The 21901-nt window shown below is 75.3% G+C and carries 16 protein-coding genes, 2 tRNA genes and 1 pseudogene; 6 read left to right on the plus strand and 13 right to left on the minus strand.

The annotated features are described in order from the left end of the window. The first annotated feature begins 144 nt into the window (after positions 1-144). Complete coding sequence (gene pgi / locus ACZ34W_RS22095; protein WP_465606357.1) at positions 145-1806, plus strand: glucose-6-phosphate isomerase; 1662 nt, start codon at positions 145-147, stop codon at positions 1804-1806. 110 nt (positions 1807-1916) lie between these two features. Here pgi and ACZ34W_RS22100 read toward each other — a convergent pair. The 6 genes from ACZ34W_RS22100 to ACZ34W_RS22125 form a co-directional block, all read right to left on the minus strand. After that, positions 1917-1990 (minus strand) — tRNA-Lys (locus ACZ34W_RS22100). A gap of 121 nt (positions 1991-2111) precedes the next feature. Then, entirely contained in the window at positions 2112-2765 is a 654-nt protein-coding gene (locus ACZ34W_RS22105) for a bifunctional DNA primase/polymerase (RefSeq protein ID WP_465606359.1), read from the minus strand. 80 nt (positions 2766-2845) lie between these two features. Continuing rightward, positions 2846-3253: a hypothetical protein gene (locus tag ACZ34W_RS22110; RefSeq protein WP_329487764.1), complete on the minus strand. Its 408-nt coding sequence runs from the start codon at positions 3251-3253 to the stop codon at positions 2846-2848. A 213-nt stretch (positions 3254-3466) separates the two neighbouring features. Further along, positions 3467-4822, minus strand: coding sequence for an AAA family ATPase (locus ACZ34W_RS22115; RefSeq protein ID WP_329492105.1), 1356 nt, complete (start codon positions 4820-4822; stop codon positions 3467-3469). A gap of 8 nt (positions 4823-4830) precedes the next feature. Further along, positions 4831-6480 (minus strand): hypothetical protein, encoded by a 1650-nt coding sequence (locus tag ACZ34W_RS22120; protein WP_465606362.1) that lies wholly within the window; start codon positions 6478-6480, stop codon positions 4831-4833. Then, positions 6477-7793 carry a hypothetical protein gene (locus ACZ34W_RS22125; protein ID WP_465606364.1) on the minus strand — a complete coding sequence of 439 codons (1317 nt, stop codon included), beginning with the start codon at positions 7791-7793 and terminating at the stop codon, positions 6477-6479. The genes ACZ34W_RS22120 and ACZ34W_RS22125 overlap by 4 nt, the downstream gene beginning before the upstream one ends. Before the next feature lie 236 nt (positions 7794-8029). Here ACZ34W_RS22125 and ACZ34W_RS22130 point away from each other — a divergent pair, with 236 nt between their 5' ends. Then, a complete protein-coding gene (locus tag ACZ34W_RS22130; protein ID WP_329487761.1) occupies positions 8030-8680 on the plus strand; it encodes a histidine phosphatase family protein in 651 nt (216 codons plus the stop codon). Between the two features lie 81 nt (positions 8681-8761). On the opposite strand, the gene ACZ34W_RS22135 is transcribed toward ACZ34W_RS22130, so the two are convergent. Further along, a complete protein-coding gene (locus ACZ34W_RS22135; protein ID WP_465606366.1) occupies positions 8762-10369 on the minus strand; it encodes a tetratricopeptide repeat protein in 1608 nt (535 codons plus the stop codon). Positions 10370-10852: 483 nt separating this feature from the next. Between ACZ34W_RS22135 and ACZ34W_RS22140 the strand changes: the two genes are divergently transcribed. Together ACZ34W_RS22140 and ACZ34W_RS22145 are read left to right on the plus strand one after the other, a co-directional pair. Further along, positions 10853-11374, plus strand: coding sequence for a hypothetical protein (locus tag ACZ34W_RS22140; protein ID WP_329487759.1), 522 nt, complete (start codon positions 10853-10855; stop codon positions 11372-11374). 195 nt (positions 11375-11569) lie between these two features. Next, entirely contained in the window at positions 11570-12529 is a 960-nt protein-coding gene (locus ACZ34W_RS22145) for a spermidine synthase (RefSeq protein ID WP_465606369.1), read from the plus strand. 170 nt (positions 12530-12699) lie between these two features. On the opposite strand, the gene ACZ34W_RS22150 is transcribed toward ACZ34W_RS22145, so the two are convergent. From ACZ34W_RS22150 to ACZ34W_RS22170, 5 genes and pseudogenes are all read right to left on the minus strand, one after another. Then, positions 12700-13728 carry a hypothetical protein gene (locus tag ACZ34W_RS22150; RefSeq protein ID WP_465606371.1) on the minus strand — a complete coding sequence of 343 codons (1029 nt, stop codon included), beginning with the start codon at positions 13726-13728 and terminating at the stop codon, positions 12700-12702. Between the two features lie 131 nt (positions 13729-13859). Beyond that, positions 13860-14306, minus strand: a complete 447-nt coding sequence (locus ACZ34W_RS22155; RefSeq protein ID WP_329487756.1) for a DUF4442 domain-containing protein — start codon at positions 14304-14306, stop codon at positions 13860-13862. A 142-nt stretch (positions 14307-14448) separates the two neighbouring features. After that, a tRNA-His gene (locus tag ACZ34W_RS22160) sits at positions 14449-14524 on the minus strand. A gap of 184 nt (positions 14525-14708) precedes the next feature. Then, a complete protein-coding gene (gene orn, locus ACZ34W_RS22165; protein WP_329487755.1) occupies positions 14709-15311 on the minus strand; it encodes an oligoribonuclease in 603 nt (200 codons plus the stop codon). An 826-nt stretch (positions 15312-16137) separates the two neighbouring features. Next, positions 16138-17137: pseudogene (locus ACZ34W_RS22170) on the minus strand (helix-turn-helix domain-containing protein); the annotation flags it as partial. Between the two features lie 1122 nt (positions 17138-18259). Here ACZ34W_RS22170 and ACZ34W_RS22175 point away from each other — a divergent pair. Next, complete coding sequence (locus tag ACZ34W_RS22175) at positions 18260-19078, plus strand: GNAT family N-acetyltransferase (protein WP_465606373.1); 819 nt, start codon at positions 18260-18262, stop codon at positions 19076-19078. A gap of 246 nt (positions 19079-19324) precedes the next feature. Here ACZ34W_RS22175 and ACZ34W_RS22180 read toward each other — a convergent pair whose 3' ends face one another. After that, positions 19325-20236, minus strand: a complete 912-nt coding sequence (locus tag ACZ34W_RS22180; protein ID WP_465606375.1) for an HAD family hydrolase — start codon at positions 20234-20236, stop codon at positions 19325-19327. A 1024-nt stretch (positions 20237-21260) separates the two neighbouring features. Between ACZ34W_RS22180 and ACZ34W_RS22185 the strand changes: the two genes are divergently transcribed. Then, positions 21261-21788, plus strand: a complete 528-nt coding sequence (locus ACZ34W_RS22185) for a universal stress protein (RefSeq protein ID WP_465606377.1) — start codon at positions 21261-21263, stop codon at positions 21786-21788. Positions 21789-21901 lie beyond the last annotated feature (113 nt).

The following is a 21901-nucleotide window of genomic DNA, read 5'->3' on the forward strand; positions in this document are numbered from 1 at the left end:
CGCCGGTGGTCCCGACGTTGCATAGGCTGGCCCCGGGCAGGCCGTCAACGGAGTCGGCGCACCATCAGTACCCGCACGACCTCGCGAAAACCCTCCCGCCTGGCCCTGCCGGTATCTGCACCCAGATGAAACGAGGAGCCACCGATGTCGGAGACCCGTGCCGACTCCCGTACCCCCCTGGACCGCACCCCGCAGTGGGCCGCCCTCGGCAAGCACCGCGCGGAGCTGGGCGAGACGCACCTGCGCGAGCTGTTCGCCGCCGACCCGGAGCGCGGCCGCCGCTACACCCTCCGGGTCGGCGACCTGCACGTGGACTACGCCAAGCAGCTGGTCACGGACGAGACGCTGACCCTGCTGCGCGAGCTCGCCGAGGCCACCGGCGTCGCCCGGCTGAGGGACGCGATGTTCCGCGGCGAGAAGATCAACAACACCGAGCACCGCGCCGTCCTGCACACCGCGCTGCGCGCCCCGCGCGGCGCCGTCGTCGAGGTGGACGGCGAGAACGTGGTGCCCGCCGTGCACGCCGTCCTCGACAAGATGGCGGCCTTCGCCGAGCAGGTCCGCGCCGGCGACTGGCGCGGCCACACCGGCAAGCGGATCCGCACGGTCGTCAACATCGGCATCGGCGGCTCCGACCTCGGCCCCGCGATGGCCTACGAGGCGCTGCGCTCCTTCGCCGACCGCGACCTCGACGTCCGCTTCGTCTCCAACGTGGACGGCGCCGACCTGCACGAGGCCGTCCGCGACCTCGACCCGGCGGAGACGCTCTTCATCGTCGCCTCCAAGACCTTCACCACGATCGAGACCATCACCAACGCGGTCTCCGCCCGCGGCTGGCTGCTCGCGGGCCTGGACGCCGGCACCGAGGCGGTGGCGAAGCACTTCGTCGCCCTCTCCACCAACGCCGAGGGCGTCGCGGACTTCGGCATCGACACCGCCAACATGTTCGAGTTCTGGGACTGGGTGGGCGGCCGCTACTCCTACGACTCGGCGATCGGCCTCTCGCTGATGATCGCCATCGGCCCGGACGCCTTCCGCGAGATGCTGGACGGCTTCCACCTGGTCGACGAGCACTTCCGCACCGCTCCCGCCGAGGAGAACGTCCCGCTGCTGCTCGGCCTGCTCGGCGTCTGGTACGGGGCCTTCTTCGACGCCCAGGCGCACGCGGTGCTGCCGTACTCGCACTACCTGTCGAAGTTCACCGCCTACCTCCAGCAGCTGGACATGGAGTCCAACGGCAAGTCGGTGGACCGCGAGGGCAACCCGGTGAGCTGGCAGACCGGCCCGGTGGTCTGGGGCACGCCCGGCACCAACGGCCAGCACGCCTACTACCAGCTGCTGCACCAGGGCACCAAGGTCATCCCGGCCGACTTCATCGGCTTCGCCCGGCCGGTCGCCGACCTGCCCGACGGCCTGGTCGCCCAGCACGACCTGCTGCTCGCCAACTTCTTCGCCCAGACCCAGGCGCTGGCCTTCGGCAAGACGCCGGAGGAGGTCGCGGCCGAGGGCGTGCCGGCCGAGCTGGTCCCGCACAAGACCTTCAAGGGCAACCACCCGACCACCACCATCCTGGCCGGGGAGCTGACCCCGTCGGTGCTCGGCCAGCTGGTCGCGCTGTACGAGCACAAGGTGTTCGTCCAGGGCGCGATCTGGAACATCGACTCCTTCGACCAGTGGGGCGTCGAGCTCGGCAAGGTGCTCGCCAAGCGGATCGAGCCGGTGCTGCTGACCGGTGAGGGCGCCGACGCGCTGGACAGCTCCACCGCGGAGCTGGTCGCGCGCTACCGCTCGCTGCGCGGCCGCTGAGCCCGCGGGGTGCCGGACGGGATCGACCCGTCCGGCACCCCGTACCTGCCCCAAGGATCGGAAAACGCCGGAAGGCCCCTCGCTCTCGTGAGGGGCCTTCCGGCTGTCTGTGCGCCGCCAGGGACTCGAACCCCGGACCCGCTGATTAAGAGTCAGCTGCTCTAACCAACTGAGCTAGCGGCGCCTGCTGACAGAGAAGACTTTAGCAGCGGCGCGCGGTCCGGCCAAAATCGAATACCCGGAGCCGGGGGCGGCCGCGCCCGGCCCACCGGCAGCGCCGGGCTCAACCCACCGGCCGACCGGGCTCAGCCCACCGGCAGGGCCGTCGAACCGGCCCGCTCGGCCGACTCTCGGGCCGCCCGGACGCAGGCCCAGAGCACCACCGAGGCGCCCGGCAGCCACGGCTCCCGGGCCTCCGGGGCGACGATCCACCGCCCGGCACCCAGACCTGGCGAGTCCGGGCTGTGCAGCATCCGCTGCACCGGCGGGACGGTCACCGCGTCGCCGCGGCCGTGGCAGAGCAGCGGCGGGACGTCCCGGGCCCACTCCTCCCAGGCGAGCAGCCGCCGCAGCCGGGCCGCCGCCCCGGGCCGGACGAACAGCAGGGTGCGCCCCCGGTACACGGCGACCGGGCCGCAGCCGGGGCCGGAGGTCCACAGCTCGTCCAGCACCCGCCGGCCGAACAGGGACGGCATGCTGATCACGTCGAAGGCGCGCCCGCAGGGCAGCACCGAGGGCGCCCACGGGCGCGACTCCCAGAGGGCGCGCATGCTGCGGGGGTACTCGCTGGCGGAGGCGAGCCAGGCCTCCCCGGCCACCGTGACGTACTCCACCGATTGATAGGTCCAGATGTCCACGGACAGCAGAGTGGGGTGTCCGCCGGGTGTCCGGGAGGGAAAGCGTGGTTCGCCGGACAGCACGGCGGGGAGCGGCGTACCCTGCCGCGCCGCATATGCCACTGGCGAGGTTGCCGGCCCGATCGGGGTCCGGCCCCCGATCGCGGCCCGGCCCCTGATCGCGGTCCGGCCCCCGGGAGGGGTCAGCCCTCGTGGCGGCGGGGCTGGAGCAGGCCGCGGCCGTACTCGATCATCTTGGTCGCGTAGTCCGGCGTCCAGTCCGCCCGCTCGGCGATCTCGGCCTCGGAGAGCGCGTCGAACCGGCGGGTGTCCGCGAGCTGCGCGGCGGCGACGGCCTGGAAGTCGGTGGCCCGCTCGGCGGCCGCGCGGAAGGCCAGCGCCAGCTCGGTGGAACGGCGCAGCAGCTCGGCCGGGTCCTCTATCGACTCCAGGTCGAAGAACCGCTCCGGCTCCGGCTCGGCGAGGTTCGGCTCGAACAGCAGCTGGACCGGGCGCCGGCGGCGGGCGGGCGCTTCACCGGCGCCTGCGCCCGGACCGGCCGGCACGGTCGAACGGCTCGGGTCGGACGCCTGGGCGTGGGAGTCGGGCATGGACGGACACCTCCGGGGGCTCGGTGGGGGCGGACGGCGGCGGCCGGGGAGGACGCCGCCCGGTCCTGGCCGCCGTCCATTGTCTCGCGGCGACTGCCGGTAACGGAACGGTGCGAGTCCGGGCGCTATTCCCTCCCGGCGCGCCGGGGGCGTGCACCCGGCGGGAGGCGCCGCCGACCTGCGGGAGCCGGCCGCCGCCCCCGGCCGGCCCGCTCAGCGCGCCAGCCGTACCCGGTGCCCGGCGAGGTGCTGCAGCACCTGGTGGTTGGCCTCCCAGCCGTCGGGGAACTTGACCGAGACGCCCAGCTGGACGGGCTCGGTGGCCGGGTGCTCGTCCAGCAGCTCGGCGATGCCGGCCCGGGCCACCACGATGCACGCGTGCCGGTGCCGGGAGGCGAGCACGCAGAGCCGGCCCGTCTCCAGGTGGAAGGCGGTCGCGTCCGGCCGCCCGGAGAGCGGGTGCAGCACCACCGTGACGTCGTACTCCCGGCCCTGCAGCCGGTTGGCGGTGTCCACCGTGACGGCCGGGCCGGTCGTCGGGTCGACCGGGACACCGGCCTTGACCAGCGCCGCCCGGACGGCCGCCGCCTGGTCCCGGTGGGCCGTGCCGACCGCGATCCGGCCGGGGGCGAGCGGGACGGTGCCCTGCTCGGAGTGGGCCGTCAGACCGCGCTCCAGCAGCCGGCGGACGGTCGCCGCCACGGCGGCCACCGCCTGCGGATCGGTCCGGACGGTGTGCCGGGCGGGCAGCTCCAGCAGCGCCCAGCCGTGCTCGGCCGCCCGGTCGATCGCCGCGTCCAGCGCGGAGCCGTCCGGCCGCACCGAGGCGGTGAGCAGCCGGTCGCCGGGCCCGGTGCCGGACCGGAACGGCGTGTACGGGTAGAACGCGTCGGAGATCAGCGGCGCCGCGCTGGCCGGCAGCCGCCAGGAGACCGGCAGCCGGTGCGGCTCGATCTGCGGGTTGTGCGCGAGCAGCGTGACCACGGCGCTGCTCGACGGGTCGTACGACAGCCCCGCCCACTGCTCGGTGCCGACCACCGTGAACGGGTCCAGCTGGCCCGGGTCCCCCACGAAGAGGGCCCGCTCGAACAGCCGGGCCACCGCGAGCAGGGCGTCGGAGCGCATCTGGTACGCCTCGTCGACGATCGCGTGCCGCCACGGCGCCTCGGTCCTCACCCACTGCCACTTGGCGGCCGTCGAGACCACCACGTCGTGCTCGGCCAGCTCCGCCACCTTGTCGGAGGGCGTGACGTTGGGGTGCCGCAGCACCTCGGGACCGGGCCGGGAGTCCGCGGCGTGCAGCCGGCCGATCGTCAGCCCGGGCGCCTTCTCGGCCAGTCGGTCGACCAGGTCGTCCACCTGTCCGTTGGTCTGCGCGACGATCATGAGGCGCTCACCGGCCTCGACCAGCTCGCGGGCGGCCCGCACCACCAGGGTGGACTTCCCGGCGCCGGGCGGGGAGTCGACCACCACGCCGCGCGGGGCGCCGACGGCCGGGCGGACGGTGGCCTCCAGGATCCTGGCCACCGCGGCGTCGGCGGCCGCCCCGGGGGCCTGCTCGCTGTTCATCGTCCGGGTCACTCCCACTCCTCGACGGCGGTGGCGGCTGCGGCGCCGGCGGCGGCCGGCCAGGGGGTGGCGGCGGCGCCGGGCGGGCCGCCGTGCGTCCACGGCGTGTCGTCCGGCTCGGGCAGCGGCGCGGACTGGCGGACGGTCAGTTCGAACAGGGTGAAGGTGATCCGCTCGCCGGGCTCGGGCAGGCTGCCCGGCTCCGGCTCCTTCCGGCGCCCCATGCCGGACAGCACCCGCAGGGTGATGGTGCCCGCCACCGGGTCGACCGCGGTGATCACCGCCTTCTGCGGGCTCTGCGCGGCGCCGGAGTCCGCGAGGGGGGAGGCCCTGACCCGGTGCGCCTCCCGGCCGAGGTCCGCGTGCGGGCGGTCGGCGGTCCGGACGGTCACCAGCGGACGCGGCTTGGGCGAGCGCCCCGAGGTGTCGTAGTCCGGCACCACCTCGGTGACCACACCCGCGAAGGCCTCGCCGGCCAGCCGGTGCTCGGCCATCGCCAGCGGGTCGTCCAGGGCCTCCTGGACGTCCAGCCGGGCCTGCTCGCGCTCGCGCTGCGCCAGCTTCCGGGCGGCCGTCACGGCGTCGTCCTGCCGGGGCTGCGGCGGCTCGCCGGCCGCCAGCCGGTCCCGGTGGCCGGTGTAGGACCAGCGGTCGCCCGTCCAGCGCTCCGCCAGGTGCCCGGCCGGCGGCAGCTCGCGGAGCAGGTCCAGGCCGTGCCACACGTCGTGCCAGGTGGGCAGCAGCACCCGGGAGAGCACCGCGCGCAGCTGCTCGACAGCCGTCCGGACCGCGGCCCGGGCCTGCTCCGCGTCGGTGCCGCCGGGCTCCTGGGCGGCGTGCGCCAGTGCGGCCGCGGCGGCGTCGTAGCGGGCGATGGCCGGGCCCAGCACCAGTTCGTCGAAGCGCGGGTCGGTGGCCGGGCCGGCGGGCGGGTGGAGCAACTGGCCGGCCCCGTCCCGCGCGGACTCGGCCAGCTCGGCAGCCTCGGCCCCGGTCAGGCCGGCCGGCGGCGCGTGCCAGGCCAGCCGGGCGGCGAGGTGCTGGTCCTCCAGGTGGCTCTGGCCGGTCGCCCAGTGCCGGGAGAGCAGGCCGGTCATCGCCAGCAGCAGGCTGGAGCCGGGCACCTGGGCCCGGTCGGTGAGGTGGGTCAGCCAGCGGCCGAGCAGCGGCACCCGGGCCGGTGCCGGGTAGGGGCCCGGCTCGTCGTCCTCCACGGTGCGGCGGAAGCGGGTGGAGCGGCCGAGCAGGGCGAGGTGGTGCACGCCCGCGGCGTTGGGCACGATCAGCTGCGGCGCGTCGGCGCACAGCTCGCGGAAGACCTGCGTCTTCTCGCCGGTCTCCGGATCCTTCTCGGAACCCTCGGTCTGCTCCACCTCGTCGGCGAAGGACTCCAGGTAGGGCAGCAGGTCGGCGGCCAGTTCGGCCAGGAAGTCGAAGCGCAGGGTGCGGTTGAGCGGCTGCGGGACGATGTGCAGCCGGGGCGCCGAGCGGTCGGTGCCCAGCAGCACGGCCAGCGGTGCGCCCGCCTCGCCGGCGGCGGTCAGCGGGACGACCACCATCGGGCGTTCGGCGAGGTGCCGGTGGCGGACGGTGGCCAGCGGCTCGGCCCGGCCGCTGCGGACGGCCTCCAACCGGGCGAGGGTGCCGAGCAGGCTCATCGGGCGGCTCCGGCCCCGGTGAACGCCTCCGCCGGCGGCTCGGCGAGCGGCCGGCCCAGCGCCTCGGCGCGCAGCGCGGCGGCGTACGCGAGCCGGGCGGCGGCCTCGTCGTTGCCGTCGCCGCTGTCGTTGCCGTCGTGGCTGGCGTCGTGGCCGGCGTCGGCGGCCGTGGTTTCGGGGTGGGCGGCCTCGGGGCGGGGGCCGGTCTCCTCGGCGGCGGCCAGTGCCTCGGTGACGGTCCGGATACTGCCCAACTCGCCGCGCACGCCCCGGCCGAGCTGCTCGACCCGGTCCTCGCAGCGGGCCCGGGCACGGCAGTGGAAGCCCAGCTCACAGGTGGAGAGGCAGTCCGGGCTGTACGCGGCCGGCACCGCCTCGACCGACTCCGCCAGTTGCTCGGCCGAGCGGGCGGGGGCCCCCGTCGGATCCGACGCGAGGTCGAAGCCGGCTCCCGGCGGCAGCGCGTCCAGCAGCCGGCCGATGCCGGTCATCCGGCTGAGCTGGCGGCGGGTGGTGGCCAGCTCGCGCCGGACGTCCACGGTCACCGCGGTCGGCCGGTTGCTGAAGTCCTTCGGGCAGACCAGCAGCACGCTCAGCCGGGGGCTGCCCGGCAGCCGCTGCTCGACGTACGGGTTGCGGTCCGGCTCCCGGCCGGCCAGCGCGGCGGCCGTCTCCTGGAGCGCCAGGACGTAGACGGCGGCCTGGCGGGCGGCGGCACCGACCTTGGCCGGGTCCGCACTGCCGTCCAGCACCGGGAAGGACTTGATCTCGATCACGGTGCACCGCCCGCCGTGCACCACGACCGCGTCCGGCTCCAGGTAGGCGGTGCTGCCGGCCACGGTGAGCCGCAGCAGCGGGTGGTCCAGCAGCGTCCAGGCCCGCGGATCGGCGGCGGCCTGGGCCAGTGCGGCGGTCGTCCGCTCGGCCCGGACCGCGGGGCCGGAGCGGCGCAGCAGATCGGGCACGGCGAGCGGGGCGCCGCCGTCGGCCGGCAGGCCGAGGTGGCGGCGCAGCGGCTCCAGCAGCGCCGTGTAGTCGTCCTCCTTCAGCCGTGACTCGAAGATCACGCCGCGGGCGAGGGCGAACGGGGACTGGCCGAACGGGGCGGGCCGGCCGAGCCGGGCGGCCAGCGCCGACTTGTCGACCCCGGCGGCGTCGAGCACGGCGCGGCGGTGACAGCCCGGATTGGCGGCGAGCGCGGCGAGCGCGCGGGCGTTCAGGCTGCGCTGCGGTGCGGGACCGCGCAGGTCGGCGAGCCGCTGGGCGAGCGGCTCAAAGTGCCCGTGGGACGGGACGTTCGTCGAGACGTTCATGGTGCGGCCCAGTGTCGCACCCGGGTCCGACAATCCGGTCCGGTCCGGCCATCCGCGGCCATCCGCGCCGATTCCGGGCGGTGGGCGGGCGGGTGTGCCGGTTGCCGACCACCCGGGGGCCGATTCGCTGCGGCGGCGCCCGGGCTCGTAGGAGGTCCGCAGGTGAGGGATCATGGAGTGCCGGTGCTCAATGGTGAGACCGACCGTTGCCACCGCCCCGCTGCGAGGAGCCACTCATGCCCGCCCGAATCGTCCTGGTCCGCCACGGCGAGACCGAGTGGTCGGCCACCGGCCGCCACACCGGCCGGACCGACATCCCGCTGACCGAGGAGGGCCGCGCGATGGCCCGGGCGCTCGGCGCCCGCCTGGCCGAGGCCCCCTGGAACGGCCTGCCGGACGCCCTCGTCTACACCAGCCCGCTCGGCCGCGCCAAGGAGACCTGCGCCCTGGCGGGCTTCGGAGACCGTGCCGTGGACCGGCCGGAGCTGCTGGAGTGGGACTACGGCCAGTACGAGGGCCGGACCGGCCCGGACATCCGCGCCACCGACCACCCCGGCTGGCTTATCTGGCGGGACGGCGTGCCCGGCGGCGAGAAGCTGTCCGAGGTCGCCGCCCGGGTGGACGGCTTCCTCGCCGGCCTCAACGACGAGCACGGCGTGCCGGACGAGGCGACCACGGTCATGCACGGCGCCGACCGCGACGTGGTGCTCTTCGCGCACGGCCACCTGCTGCGCATCCTGACCGCCCGCTGGCTCGGGCTGCCGCCCGAGTACGCCCAGCGCTTCAAGCTCGGGACGGCGGCGCTCTGCGTGCTGTCCTGGGAGTACGGCGCACCGGCGGTCGAGGTCTGGAACGACCTCAGCCACCTGGAGGGCCTGCAGCACTGACCGGTCGCCGCGCCCCGCGTCCGACGGTCGGTCAGGGGCGGGGCGCGGCCGCAGTACCGGCGAGCGCCGGCCCCGGCCCGCTCAGGCGGCCGCCGCGAGGTCGTACTCGGTCAGGAACCGGCCGACCTCCGGCACCGTCCGGTGCGGGCGCAGCCGCTCGGCGGTGTCCGCCAGCATGCTGCGGATCCGGGCCGAGCGGACCTCGCCGAACAGGGCCACGGCGGCCGTGCCGTGGCCGGCGGCGCCGGCCACGTCCCCCCGGCCGAGGCGGTCGTGCGCCAGCTCGGCGGTGTACAGCACGCGGTTGCGCACGAAGTGCGGCTCCTGGAGGGCTATGGCCAGCCCCGCCTGTTCGCTGGCCCGGTCCCAGTCGCCGAGCGCGGACCAGCACTGGGACTGCAGCCCGGCGATCTCGGCCTCGCCGAAGAAGGACATCCACTCGGGGTCGGCCTCGGAGGGGCCGCGGTCGAACAGGGTGTACGCCCGGCCGAGCGCCCGTTCGCAGGCGGCCCGGTCCTGCAGCAGCGCCCAGCCGCCGGCCTCGCGCATGGCCAGCAGGGAGAGCAGCCGGTCCGAGTCCAGCTGCCGGGCGGCGGCCTGCCCGGCCTGGGCGGCGCGGAGCGCCTCGCGGGGGCGTCCGGCGTCCCGGGCGAGGAAGGCGCTGTTGCAGAACACGTGCGCCTCCAGGGCGGAGTCGCCCGCCATCCGGGCGGTGGCGAGCGCCTCGGCGTAGAGCGACCGGGCGTCCGCCAAGCGGTTCGAGTCGTGCGCCAGCCAGCCCACCGAGATCGCGAGTTCGCCGGCACCGGCCTGAAGTCTTCGCTCCGTCTCGGCGCTGTACTCGCCCTCGTTGAGCAGCACGTAGGCGGTGCGCAGCGACTGCCCGGCCAACTCGAACAGGGCGTCGGCGCCGTACACGTCGTCGGCCAGCCGGATGTCGCGGACGGCCTGCTCGACGTCGAGCACCTCCGCGGCGCCGATCCGGCGGGGCGGAGGCACCGGCCCGGGGCGGCCCGGGACGAAGCCGGTGCCCCGCTCGGGGTCGAACAGGCCCGGGGCGGCGCCGAGCCGGGCGGTCTCCTCGGCCCCGGGTGTGCCCGGGGCGGCGCGGTCGGCGGCCCAGGCCGGCCGGTCGATGCCGATCACGGTGGCCAGCGCGGCCGGGCCGCCGGCCAGGAACGTACGGCGACGCACGTCGTCGTTCTCCTCGTCGAAATGGTGCGGTCCATCGGGCCCCCGGAGTGACGCCGGGGACCTCGGCGACGCAGGTCCGTCCGGTGGGGGTGGTTCCGCGTACGGCGAGGCAGCGTACGGGAGTTGGATGGAGTGCGGCGAGCGCGGGGCGGGCAGGGGCGGGAACTGCGGGTGGAGCCGGGGTGGTGTGGAGCCCGCGCCGCCGTCCGCCGAGCGGCGGCGGACGGAGGTGCGGGGGGCGAAGCCGAGGTCGGCCAGCGAGCGGTCCGGCCACATGTGCCGGAAGACCCGCTCGTAGGCGTAGTTGGGGCAGCGGATCTCGCCCGCCTCGACCCGCCCTACGTAGCGGGCGTCGCAGGAGACGTGCTCGCCGATCTCGCGGGCGGCCCGTCGTACGGCCATCGCGAACTCGCCCGGCGAACGGTCGCCGCGCAGTGCGCGCATCACGGTGTTGGGTGACGGGCGGTTCGGCTCGGCCGGTGGGGTGGCTGCCATGGTGCGCTCCGTGGTCGTGCGGGGTGCTGGTGCGAAGTGGGGCGGTTCCGGAGGGTGTCGGTCCTGGGTACGGTGGTTCGGCCCGGTGGTGGTGGTGCCGTGCGGCCGGTCGGCCGACCGGGGCCCGCTCGGTCGCGTGGACTCCGCTCGGCCGCGGGTGGGCCCGGTGGGGTCGGCCACGGGTGGGCCCGGTGGGGCTGGATGGGCCCGGGCTCGCAACCGACAGTACCCGGAGTCACCGATTGGACACAGCGCGTTTGTGGATGATGTGCTGTCAATTGCGGTCAAACCGGGCACTGTTGCCTGGATCTGCCATGAAATGCCATGCCTTGCTGTAAGGCGCCCCGTGGCCTCGACCGTGTCCCCGGCGTTGTCCTGTTACGTGGAAGCCCCGGTCGTCGCCCAGGCCCACCGCCCGCAGTGGCGGCCCCCGCCCCGGAGCAGCGGCACTTCCGATCGGACGAGGTGACAGGAGAGCCCGTGATGGCCATCGGAGTACCGCAGTACCACCGCCTGGTCGCCGGAGGGGTGCTGGCGGCCGCCGCCCCCGCCCTGCTGCCCGAGGCGGCCGACGACCGCGGCCCGGGCCGCGGGCCCCTGGAGGGCGGCCGGGCCCCGTGCGGCGGCGGCAGCGGGCCGGCCCGCCGGCTCGGCTCGGAGGGCGGTGTGGTGGTCACCGGCTGCGACACCGTCACGGTGGCGCTGCGGCACGGCCTGGAGACGGTCGACATCCTGCGGCTGCGCCGGGCCTGCGGTGCGGCGCTGCAGAGCCGCAACGGCAGCACGGTCTCCTTCTTCGTCCCGGCCGGCACCTCCGAGACGTGGCACCTGCCCGGCAGCTCGTGTACCGCCGGCGCCCTGCTCCTGCCCGCCACCGATCCGCGCTGGGTGATGCCACCGGTCGGAGCGGACTTCACCGCCCGCCCCACCGACGCCTGGGTCCTGCGTTCGGCGCTCTGCGAGGCCGCCTGCACCCTGACCGCCGGCGGCCTCGGACCGTTCTGAGACCCCTTCCGAGGCCCGTCCGGAAGGCCCGCACCGAACGGTGCCGTCCATGCTGCCCGGGCCGCGGGGACACGTCGTGCCCGTCGTCGGGCGGGGCCACCCGGACCGCTTCCGGACCGGCCACCCCCTCTCCTCCTTCCGCCGGTCCCTCGCTGAGCTGCGGAGACCTTCGGCACGACGGCGATAATGGCCGGTATGGGACGAAGCAGCAGGGCCGGCCGCGGCACGGACAAGGCCCGTACCGACAAGGGCCGTACCGACAAGGGCCGTACGGCGGCGGAGCCGCAGCCGGCGGTCACCGGCCCCGGCGGCCGCACGCACGCCCAGGGGGCGCTCACCCGTCCCGTCGACTCCGGGCTGGCCGAACTCCGCCCGGACCGTGACCGTTCCGCCGCCTGGTCGCTGCTGATCGACGGCGCCCCGCAGTCGATGGTCGACCTCGCCGACCCGACCCACCTGGGCTTCGAGTACCAGCGCCGGCTCGGCCACCTGATCGACCTGGTCGCCCCGCCCGGCCGACCGGTCACCGTCCTGCACCTCGGCGGCGGCGCCCTCACCCTGGCCCGCTACGTCGCGGCCACCCGCCCGCGCTCCCGCCAGCAGGTCGCCGAGATCGACACCGCGCTCACCGAGCTCGTCCGGACCGAACTCCCGCTGGAACGCGGCTGGCAGATCAAGGTCCGCGGCGCGGACGCCCGCAGCGTCCTGGAGCGGACCCCCGAGGGCACCGTCGACCTGGTGATCGCCGACGTCTTCTCCGGCGCCCGCGTCCCGGCCCACTGCACCACCGTCGAGTTCACCGCGCTGGCCGCCCGCGCGCTCGCCCAGGGCGGCTGGTACGCCGTGAACATCGCCGACGGGTCGGCCCTGTCCTTCGCCCGCTCGCAGATCGCCACCCTCGGTGCGGTCTTCCCGGAGCTCTGCCTGGTCGCGGACCCCGCCGTGCTGCGCGGGAAGCGGTTCGGGAACCTGATCCTGGCCGCCGCGCACACGTCCCTCCCGATCGCCGAACTGAGCCGCAAGGTGGCCTCGGACGCCGCCCTCGGCCGGGTCGAACACGGCCGCGCGCTGGCCGACTTCGCCGCCGGTGCGGCGCCCGCCACCGACGTCACCGCCGCCCCCTCCCCGGCCCCGCCGCCGGAGGTCTTCCGGTAGCCGTCGGGGTGCGCCCGGCCTGCGCCGCCCGGCTCTCGTCCACCCGTCTCCGGGTGGTCGGCGGGAGTCCGAAGGCAGGCCCTGGACGCCTGCGCGCCTCAGCGCCCGGGCGCCCTGGGGGAGCCGTCCCCACGGCGGGGGCGACGCCCGGGCGCCCGACGAGGTCCGGCTCAGTGCCCGCGCGGCAGCCCCCGGTGCTTGCACATCGCGGCACCGGTGAGCAGCAACCCGGCCGCGATGGGCGCCAGGACGGCTGTCCCGGTGCCGGAGAGGCCGTGCCCGGCGAACTCGGCGGCCGTGCCGCTCGCGACCGGGCTCTCGTGCGCCGCGGACCGGTCGGCGACGGCGGTCCGGGCACTCTCGCCGCCGCCTGCCCCGGGGTGTCCCGCGGTCTGCGCCCGATGGTCGGCGGCTTCGCGGTCGGGCGGCGGGACGGCGGGGCCGTGCGACCCGGTGGCCCTCGGGGCGGACGGCCCGGCCGGAGCGGCGCCGCCCCCCGTCCGACCGGGTTCGGCGGCCGGCTCGCCGGTGTCGGCGTCCCGGGAGGCGCGCGTCTCGGCGGAGCGGGTCTGGGCCGGCACGGCGGCGAGCAGTCCGGAGGCGATCGCGAAGGCGTCCGGGACGGAGGCCCGCTGACCGGGCAGCGGCAGGTCGCCCGCTCTGATCCGGTCCTGGAGCAGGCCGCCGACGGGTGCGGCTGCGGCGCTGAGAGCAGGCACGGGCACGGCCGCGGCGGCCGGTTCGGCGAGCCGGCCGAGGACGCCGGGCGACGCGGCCTGCCCGGGCGGCGTCCGGCCGGGCGCCGCCCGGCCCGGGCCCGACTGTCCGGCGGGTGCCAGGTCGGCGGACGGCTGCTCGGCGGAGGGTCGGTGGGCGGCTGCCTGCGCGCTGGGCGCCGGACCGGGGGAGTGCGGCGCCGCGCCCTGGCCGGCCGCGCCCACGGGGTGCCCGGCTGACCCCCCGTCGAGGACCGGGCCGCCGTCCAGCGTCCGGCCGACGGTGCGGCTGACGGGTTCCGGCAGCGGCCCGGCCGCCGCCGCGTAGGCGCCGGCCGCTCCCAGGCCCCAGAGCTGTGCGAGGAGCGCCCCGCCCGCGGCGACGACACGCGGGCGGGGCAGCCACCGGCCGCCGGGGCGCCGGGCGGCACCGACGGCGCGTCGGACGGGTTCCGGGGCCTTGGTCGCGTGATTGGCTCGCACGTGAGTTGAGAACGAGCGAACGGGCCGTGAGGTCACGGGCGTCGTCACGGACAGTCATCACGCGGACCAGGTGTCATCGGCTTGCCGGCCCCGCCGACGGACCCGTGACCGGGCCAGGGCTCCTGCGGGGATCAGGAGTTGGGGCGCAGCGTCCAGATGACGGTCATGATGCCGGTCACGGCGCCGTCGGCACGGGTGATCTCGACGGTGACGGGGAACTCCGGCCGCTCGCCCTTGTCGAGCTCGGCGACGATGTCCGCGGCCGGACGGCCCAGCACCGCGGTGGCGGTGACGGTGCCCATGGCCAGCTTCTTGTAGGAGATCTCGGCGCTCACCGCGAGCGGCACGGCCCGCGAGAGCTGGTCACCGAAGGCGCCCAGCACGATGCAGCCGCTCGCCGACTCGGCGAGGGTGAACATCGCGCCGGCGTGCGGGCCGCCGACGTGGTTGTGGTACTCGGGCTGGTCCGGCAGCCGGAGGACGGCACGCTCCGGCGTCGTCTCCAGGTACTCCAGCTTGAGGGTGCGTGCCATCGGCACGGTCGAGTCGAGGAGCTGGCCGATCGAAGGTGTGGTCATGGCAGCAATGTTACTAGTCGGTAGCTTCTGGCGGCAGACCTCCCGGAGGGGAAACCACGGGAACCGGGAGGAGGCGGGAGGCCGTGGGAACGCGAAAACGCCTGAGGGGCCGATCTCTTGAAGAGATCGGCCCCTCAGGCTCTGGGGTGAGTGACGGGACTTGAACCCGCGGCCACCTGGACCACAACCAGGTGCTCTACCAACTGAGCTACACCCACCATCTGTCCGGCTCGTTCCCGCTCTTCGCGTTCCCGTTCCGACAGGAAGAACAATACAGGATCCGGAAGGGTGCTCGCGCCAGGGTTTCCCTCAGCCCGGCGCGGGCCTTTCCCTCAGCCCGGCGCGGACCCCTCCCGGGGCCGACGGCGGCCTTCGCGTCCGGCCCCGGGAGGTGCGGACGGGTCAGTCCGTCGGGGCGTGGTACTTCTCGGCGATCGCGCGCGCGGTGTCGGTGTCCGGGCCGGGCTGGGGGACGAACACCGCCTCGCGGTAGTACCGCAGTTCGTCGATGCTCTCGCGGATGTCCGCGAGCGCCCGGTGGTTGCCGCCCTTCTGCGGGCTGTTGTAGTACGCCCTCGGGTACCAGCGGCGGGCCAGCTCCTTGATCGAGGAGACGTCGACGATCCGGTAGTGCAGGTGCCCCTCCAGTGCCGGCATGTCCCGGGACAGGAAGCCGCGGTCGGTCGCCACGGAGTTCCCGCACAGCGGCGTCCGCCCGGCCTCCGGCGCGTGCTCGCGCACATAGGCGAGGACGAGTGCCTCGGCCTCGGCGAGCGTGACGCCCTGCTCCAGCTCGTCGAGCAGCCCGGAGGAGGTGTGCATGGTGCGTACCACCTCGGGCATGTTCGCCAGGGCCTCGGCGGGCGGGCGGATGATGACGTCGACGCCCTCGCCGAGGACGTTCAGCTCGGAGTCCGTCACCAGCGCCGCGACCTCGACCAGGGCGTCCCGGTCGAGGTCGAGGCCTGTCATTTCACAGTCGATCCATACCAAACGGTCATTCACGCCACTCACCCTACGGCGCGATCACGCGCCACGGGCACCGAAGGAGCCGAGCGGGGTGCCGGGGCGCAGGACTCGGAGCCGTGCGCGTCCTGACCGTGGCCGTCGGGCTCGTGCGCCTCCCGGGCCGTACCGGCCTGGTGGGCGGGGTGGACCTGGTGCGCCTGGTGACCGTCCCGGGCGGGACGGGGGTCACGCGGCTCACGGGCCCCGTCCGGGCCCGCGGCCCGGCCGCCCTGCGGTCGGACCTGGGGGCCGCGGGCCTGGCGGGCCCGACCCTCCGGCGTCGCCGGAGCGGCCGACGCCGACGCCCGGCCGGTGGCCGCACCGTGCCCCCGGCCGCCGGAGCCGTCCTCCGACGGTCGCTCGGCCGCGCTGCGGTGCCCCTGCCCCTGACCGCGGGCTCCGGGCTGCGGCTGACCGTCCTCCGCCGCGGCGTGCTCCGCCGTGCGCGGCGGCCGGCCCGCCCCGGGACCGGCCTGCGGCGGGACCAGGGGCGGCCGCGCCGTGCCCCGCCCCGTCCCCGGCTGGCCGGAGTGCGGCTGGTGAGCCGCCTGCGGATGCGGGTAGGGCTGGGCGGCACGAGCGTGCACCCCCTGCCCGGACGGCTGGCCGTGCTGGCCGTGCTGCCCGAGCGAGCCGTGCTGGCCCGGGCCGCCGGAGGGGTACGGCAGTGCGGGTGCCGGCCCGTGCTGGCCGGGGACCACCCCGCCCGCCGCCGTGGCGGCGGCCGCCAGGGCCGCCGTGGCATGGGCCGCGGCCGACGCCGGCACGGCACCGGCCAGCCGGAGGTCACCGGCGTGCAGCGGCGCCGGCGTCGGCGAGGCCGAGCCGGGGCGACGGGCCCGGTAGCTGGTCCGGTACGCGGCCGGCGAGACCCCGAGCTGGCGCCGGAAGTGCCCGCGCAGCGCCACCGGCGACCGGAAGCCGCAGCGGCGGGCGACATCGTCCACCGACAGCTCCGACGTCTCCAGCAGCCGCTGTGCCTGGAGCACCCGCTGGGTGATCAGCCACTGCAGCGGGGCGCTGCCGGTGAGCGTGCGGAACCGGCGGTCGAACGTCCGTCGGCTCATGTAGGCACGCGCGGCCAGCACCTCGACGTCGAACTGCTGGTTGAGGTTCTCCAGCGCCCAGGTGACCACCTCGGCGAGCGGGTCGTTGCCGATCTCCTCCGGTAAAGACTGATCGATGTACTGGGCCTGGCCTCCCCCGCTGCGGCGGCTGGGCACCACCAGCCGGCGGGCCAGCGCGTTGGCGGCCTCGGCGCCGTGGTCGCTGCGCACCACGTGCAGGCAGAGGTCGATGCCGGCGGCGGTGCCGGCCGAGGTCAGCACGTCGCCGTCGTCGACGAAGAGCTCCCGCGGGTCGACGTGGACCCGGGGATAGCGCTTGGCCAGGGTCGGCGCGTACATCCAGTGGGTGGTCGCGGGGCGGCCGTCCAGCAGGCCGGCGGCGGCGAGCACGAAGGCGCCGGTGCAGAGGCCGATGATCCGCGCGCCCTCGTGGTGGGCCTTGCGCAGGGCGGTGATCGCCTCGACCGGCGGCGGCTGCGAGATCGAGCGCCAGGCCGGGACGACGATGGTGCCCGCCCGGGCGAGCGCCTCCAGCCCGTACGGAGCGGAGAGGGTGAGGCCTCCGGTCGTGGCCAGCGGCCCCTCCTCGCCGGCGCAGACCAGCAGGCGGTAGCGGGGCACTCCGGCGTCCTGGCGGTCGACGCCGAAGACGGAGAGCGGGATCGAGCTCTCGAAGATCGGGGCGCCGCCGAAGATCAGCACCGCGACGGTCTCGCGCCGGCGCCGGCCCGAGAGCTTCCGGGGGGCGGCGGACATCAGGGGGACCGAGGGGCCGTTCAGGCCGGACCCGCCGGCGCCGTAGCCGCCGTGGCCGCCGTGGCCGCCCTGGCCCTGGCTGTTGGGGCCGCCGCCGTTCGCGTTCTGGCCGCTCTGGCCGCTCTGGCCCTGGGGGCCGGGGCTGTGGCTGTTGGGGCCGTGGAGGTGGGGGCCGTGGCCGCCCGAACCCTGCCCGCTCGGACCCTGGCCGAAGGTGCCTCCGGGCAGCCCGGTGGGCGTCGTCGCGGCGCCCGGACCGGGGGAGGCCGGGAACGTCGCGTCCGAGCCCGGATGGCCGAGCGCCCGGCCGAGCTGGTGCCCGCCGGGCTGGGCGCCGGACTGAGCTCCGGGGTGACCGCCAGGATGGCCGGGAACCGACGGGCCGGCATGCCCGGCCGTCCCCTGGCCCTGGAGACCGCCGTGGCTGACGACAGGTCGGCTGACGGGTCGTCCGGCATGGTCCGGGGCGCCCGAGGAGGTGCCTGTACCGGAGCCCGCTGGTGCGGAGGGGGTGTGTGAGGCCGGTGAGGCCGGAGTGTTCACCGAGGCGTACGGGGCGTATGGGGCGGCGCTGGAGGTGCCGGGGGAACGGGGGTTGGCAGCGGTGGCCGAAACGCCGGTGCCTCTCACGGACCGACCCGCGATATCGGCCACGGCCTGGTCGCTGTCAGGACCCGCGTCGCTCCTGCTCACCCTGCTCAAGGCGCTCAAGCCCCCTCGGTGGTGTGGTGTGGTGGTGCGGCACTGCTGGCCAAGATCGAATCTATCGGGTGGACCGTTGCCGTTGTGACAAGTTCACCATCCGACGCTATGTCGACATGGCAATTTGGCGTGATGCATTCGATCACGAAGCGTGGCACCCGTCGACCCTTCTGGGAAGGGGGCCGGTGCAACGGTGGCTGGTTGTCGCGGGGCCGGTCCTGGGGTGCCCCGCTTCGGCGTACCCGGCCGGCGGGTCTGGGCTGCGGCTTTGCCCAAGGGCGAGGGAGTCGCGCGAGATTGACCGAAAATAGGCGGTGCACGGGAGGGCGCACGCCTCTCGAAGTGTGCGCCTCCCTGGCTCCATCCGGCCAGTGCCAGGGCTGCGGATCGGACGCCGGTCGCCCGCGCTACCGTCCTGTCGTGGACAACCTCAGCCGGCTCGAACAGGCCAACGACAACGCCGCCGCCTTCTGGCTCGCCCAAGCGCGCGCCCACGGGTGGCAGCACCTCATCCGTCCCGGGTTCACCGCGGTCCGCTGCGCCCGGACCCCGGACGACGCCCACCGCATCGTGGTGACCCGTCCCTATGACCAACCAGCCGTGCTGGAAGACGAACTGGCGGCCCTGCTGGAGGAATGGTCCACCACCCGGCTCACGCTGGAGGACCCCTACCTCGGACTGGACATGTCGCGCCACGGCTGCGCGCACGGCCGGGCGATGCCCGTGATGGTCCGTGAGCCCGGCGCGCTCGAAGCACCCTTGCTCGGCGCGCTGCCGTCGACGGGCGCCCGGGTCGGCGGCGACCTGACGGTCGATGAGGCGCTGGACGCCGACCCCTTCGCCGAGGTCGAACACGCGGTGGTCGACGGCTTCCCGATCGAGGACCGCCAGCCCTGGATACGGGGTGTGATGCTGCCCGAGCGCCTCCTGCACGAACCCGGTTGCCGGGCCTGGCGGGCCAGGATCGCCGGTGAACTGGCCGGCGCCTGCCTGACCTTCGACGACGGCCGCGCCACCGGGGTGTACTGGGTCGCGACGCTCCCCGAACACCGCTCCCGGGGCGTGGCCCGGGCCGTCTTGGAGACGGCCCTGGCCGCCGCGGACCCCGACCGCCCGGCGACCCTGCTCGCCACCGCACTCGGTGAACCGCTGTACCGCAAGCTCGGCTTCACCGTGGCGGGCCGCAGCCACTGGTGGACGAGGTCGGCCCCCGCGGAGTCGGCCCCCGCGCAGCCGTAGCAGGCCGTGTGCCCGGCCCTGCGTGCCCGGTCCCGTGTGCCCGGCCCCGCGTGCCGAGGTGAAGGTGGCGAGCGGGGTCGGCGGTCGGTCGCCGCGGTCGGTCGTCGGTCGTCGGGCGGTCCGGCGCCAGGCGCAGTCGGGCCCGGGCCGTCCGTCCGGCCGGCGACTCACCCGGCCGGTGTTCCCCGGACGCTCCTCGGCGGTAGGTCGGCCACGGGTGACTGCGGCAACTCCGGCTGAACGGTTTCAGACACGGACGGCCGCCACGGCGGCCGGAGCGCCGCTGTCCGGGCGGCCCCCGGGAACAGGCGCACGCGGGCCGTCCAGGGCGGAAAGCGGGGCCTGCGCGCCGGTTTTCGCGCCGGACAGCGCTGCTGCGGGCGCCGCCCCGTCGGCGGGCCCCCGGAGCCGCCGGCTGCCTACCATCGCGGCCGTGCCCACTGCCCGCCGGTGGCCCGGTCCGGTGGCCCGGATGCCGGGCCTGGCGCCCGGCGCGCTGCGTGCGGCGAGTACCTGCCCGACGGCCTCCGGCAGACCGGCCGCCTTGAGCGTCGGCCGGTAGCCCGGCTCGGCCCAGGGGCGGCCGTGGTGCAGCCAGACGCTGCGCAGCCCGGTCAGCTCCGCGCCGGCGATGTCGGCGGGGGCGTGGTCCCCGACCATCCAGGTGTTCGAGGCCCAGTCGCCGGTGGGCGCGATGCCGCACCGCTGCGCGGCGATCTCGAAGATCAACGGGTCCGGCTTGACGCACTCCGCCTCCTCCGAGATGACCCAGCCGTCGACCATCGGTCCCAGCCCGGTCCGGCGGATCTTCTCCAACTGCGGCCGGGTGTTGCCGTTGCTGACGATGCCGAGCGTCCACCCGGCCGCACGCGCCGCCCGCAGCGCGTCGATGTTGCGGGAGGGGCAGTGGATGTGGGAGTTGATGCCGCGTCGGAAGTGGGCGAGCAGGAAGTCGAGAGAGTCGTCCAGGCCGTAGCGGCGCTGGATCGCGGACAGTACGGTGCTGCGCGGCACGTACCCGCCGCCGTCGATGGTGACCAGCCAGTCGAGGTCGTCCGGCGGAAGGCCTCGCTCGGTCAGGAAGTCCCGGGCCCAGGCTCGGAAGGCGGCGTCCCTGGGGAGCAGCGTGTTGTCGAGGTCGAACAGGAGCAGCGGCATGTCGTGCATGGTGCCAGCGGCTGCGGGTATGCACGTGGCAAATGCCAGGCAGCGTCGCGAACCCGTGCGAATTGGCTGAATCGGATAGCGGCAGGCGCGGCAGGGATGGGGCCGGGGTTGGAGTGCGGGGCGGCTGCTCGGGGTGGGGGAGACGATCCGGGGGAGGTGGGGGCGGCCACAGCGGTTCGGCGGCGGACCGGTCGGCGCGGGTCCCACCGGGAGCGGCCCGACGGTGGAACACAGGCGGCCCGGAGCCGGGCAGAGGACGGCCTGACGTCGATCCGGACGCGGCGCGGGGGTGGACCCGGATTCTGCCCGGACCGGTCGGCTGATGGATGGCGGCCGGGGGACGGCGCAGAGGGCACGGCACGGCGCACGGGCTGTGGGCCGTGGCGGCCTCGTTCGGACGTCCTGCGACGCCGGTTGCCGGTGTCGGGCGGCGACGGATCGTTGTCGATCAATGACAGTCCGGTCACGGTGTCCCGGTGGCCTGTTGCATCGCTCCGTTCGCTCAGTCAAGCTCCAGAGACCCTCCTTTGCCGGAGGGGGCGCGACCGCGCGCTGGCAGGGGGCGCATCGCCGGCGGCGGGCGCATCCTCCATTCGCGGTAACAAAGCCGTTCCGAGGCTTTGCCGCTGGGCTGAGCCTCCTGCCCGTCGTACTCTGAAAGGAACAGGTCACAAACGGTGGTGCTCGGCGCAGACCGACGTCTTCCCGCGTGCGGGCCTGCTGCCCGGGCAGCGTTGTCCTCTCTTGTCGGCCCATCTTCCTCGAAGAGCCTTGAGCCATGGCTGGTTTTGAGTTCTCCCGACCGGTTGAACCGGATGCGGTCCGCAGCGCGGGCGCAGTGCCCGGGGGAGACAGTGGTTGTGCCCAGACCGGAGTCGGCGCGGACCCTGATGTGGGCGCGGACGCCGTGGATATCCGGGGATTCTCCCGCCTGCTTCGCACTATCGCGCGCCGGGACCGCTCCGGCTCCCGCCAGCAGCGAGGCGACCACCGGCCCGACCCGGCGGAGTCCGCGATGACGGGCCGCCTGGGGCCGGGTGCCGACCACCCGGGAGGCTCCGGCCTGCCGAGCGCCGCCGGCGAACCCGGGGTGCAGCAGAAGCCCGGCGGCTCGTGCGACCCCGCCTTCCAGCACGGCGTGGTGGTGGGATTCGACGGCTCGCTGTCGAGCGAGCGTGCCCTGGCCTATGCGGTGGGCATGGCTCGTCGCTCGAAGTGCGGGCTGGTGATCGTGCACGTGGCCAATCGCCTGCCGGCCACGGTGTGGGCGGGCTGCGAACCTCCCGTCTTCGTCGACCTTCCCGATCACCGGACCGAGGTGCTCGGTCTGGAGCTCGCCTGCGCGGACTTCCTCGCCGGGGTGCCCTGGATCCTGGTCGAGCGGGGCGGCGACATCTGCCATGAGATCGAGGAGGTCGGCCGCGAGTACGCCGCGGACGCGATCGTCGTCGGCAGCACGCACGGCCTGCTCGGCAAGATCTTCGGATCGGTCTCCGGTCGGCTGGCCCGTCGCGCCAACCGTCCGGTGATTGTGATTCCCTGACGGTTCATCGGCTATGACGGTGCCTGCCGTCGTCGTCGACGCGTCCGCCCGCTGTGCTTTCGTCCGGTGCCTCGGGTGCCTCCTCTCCGGTGGTCCGAATGTCATGGATCTCT

The sequence above is a fragment of the Kitasatospora sp. NPDC022856 genome, from assembly GCF_055561235.1.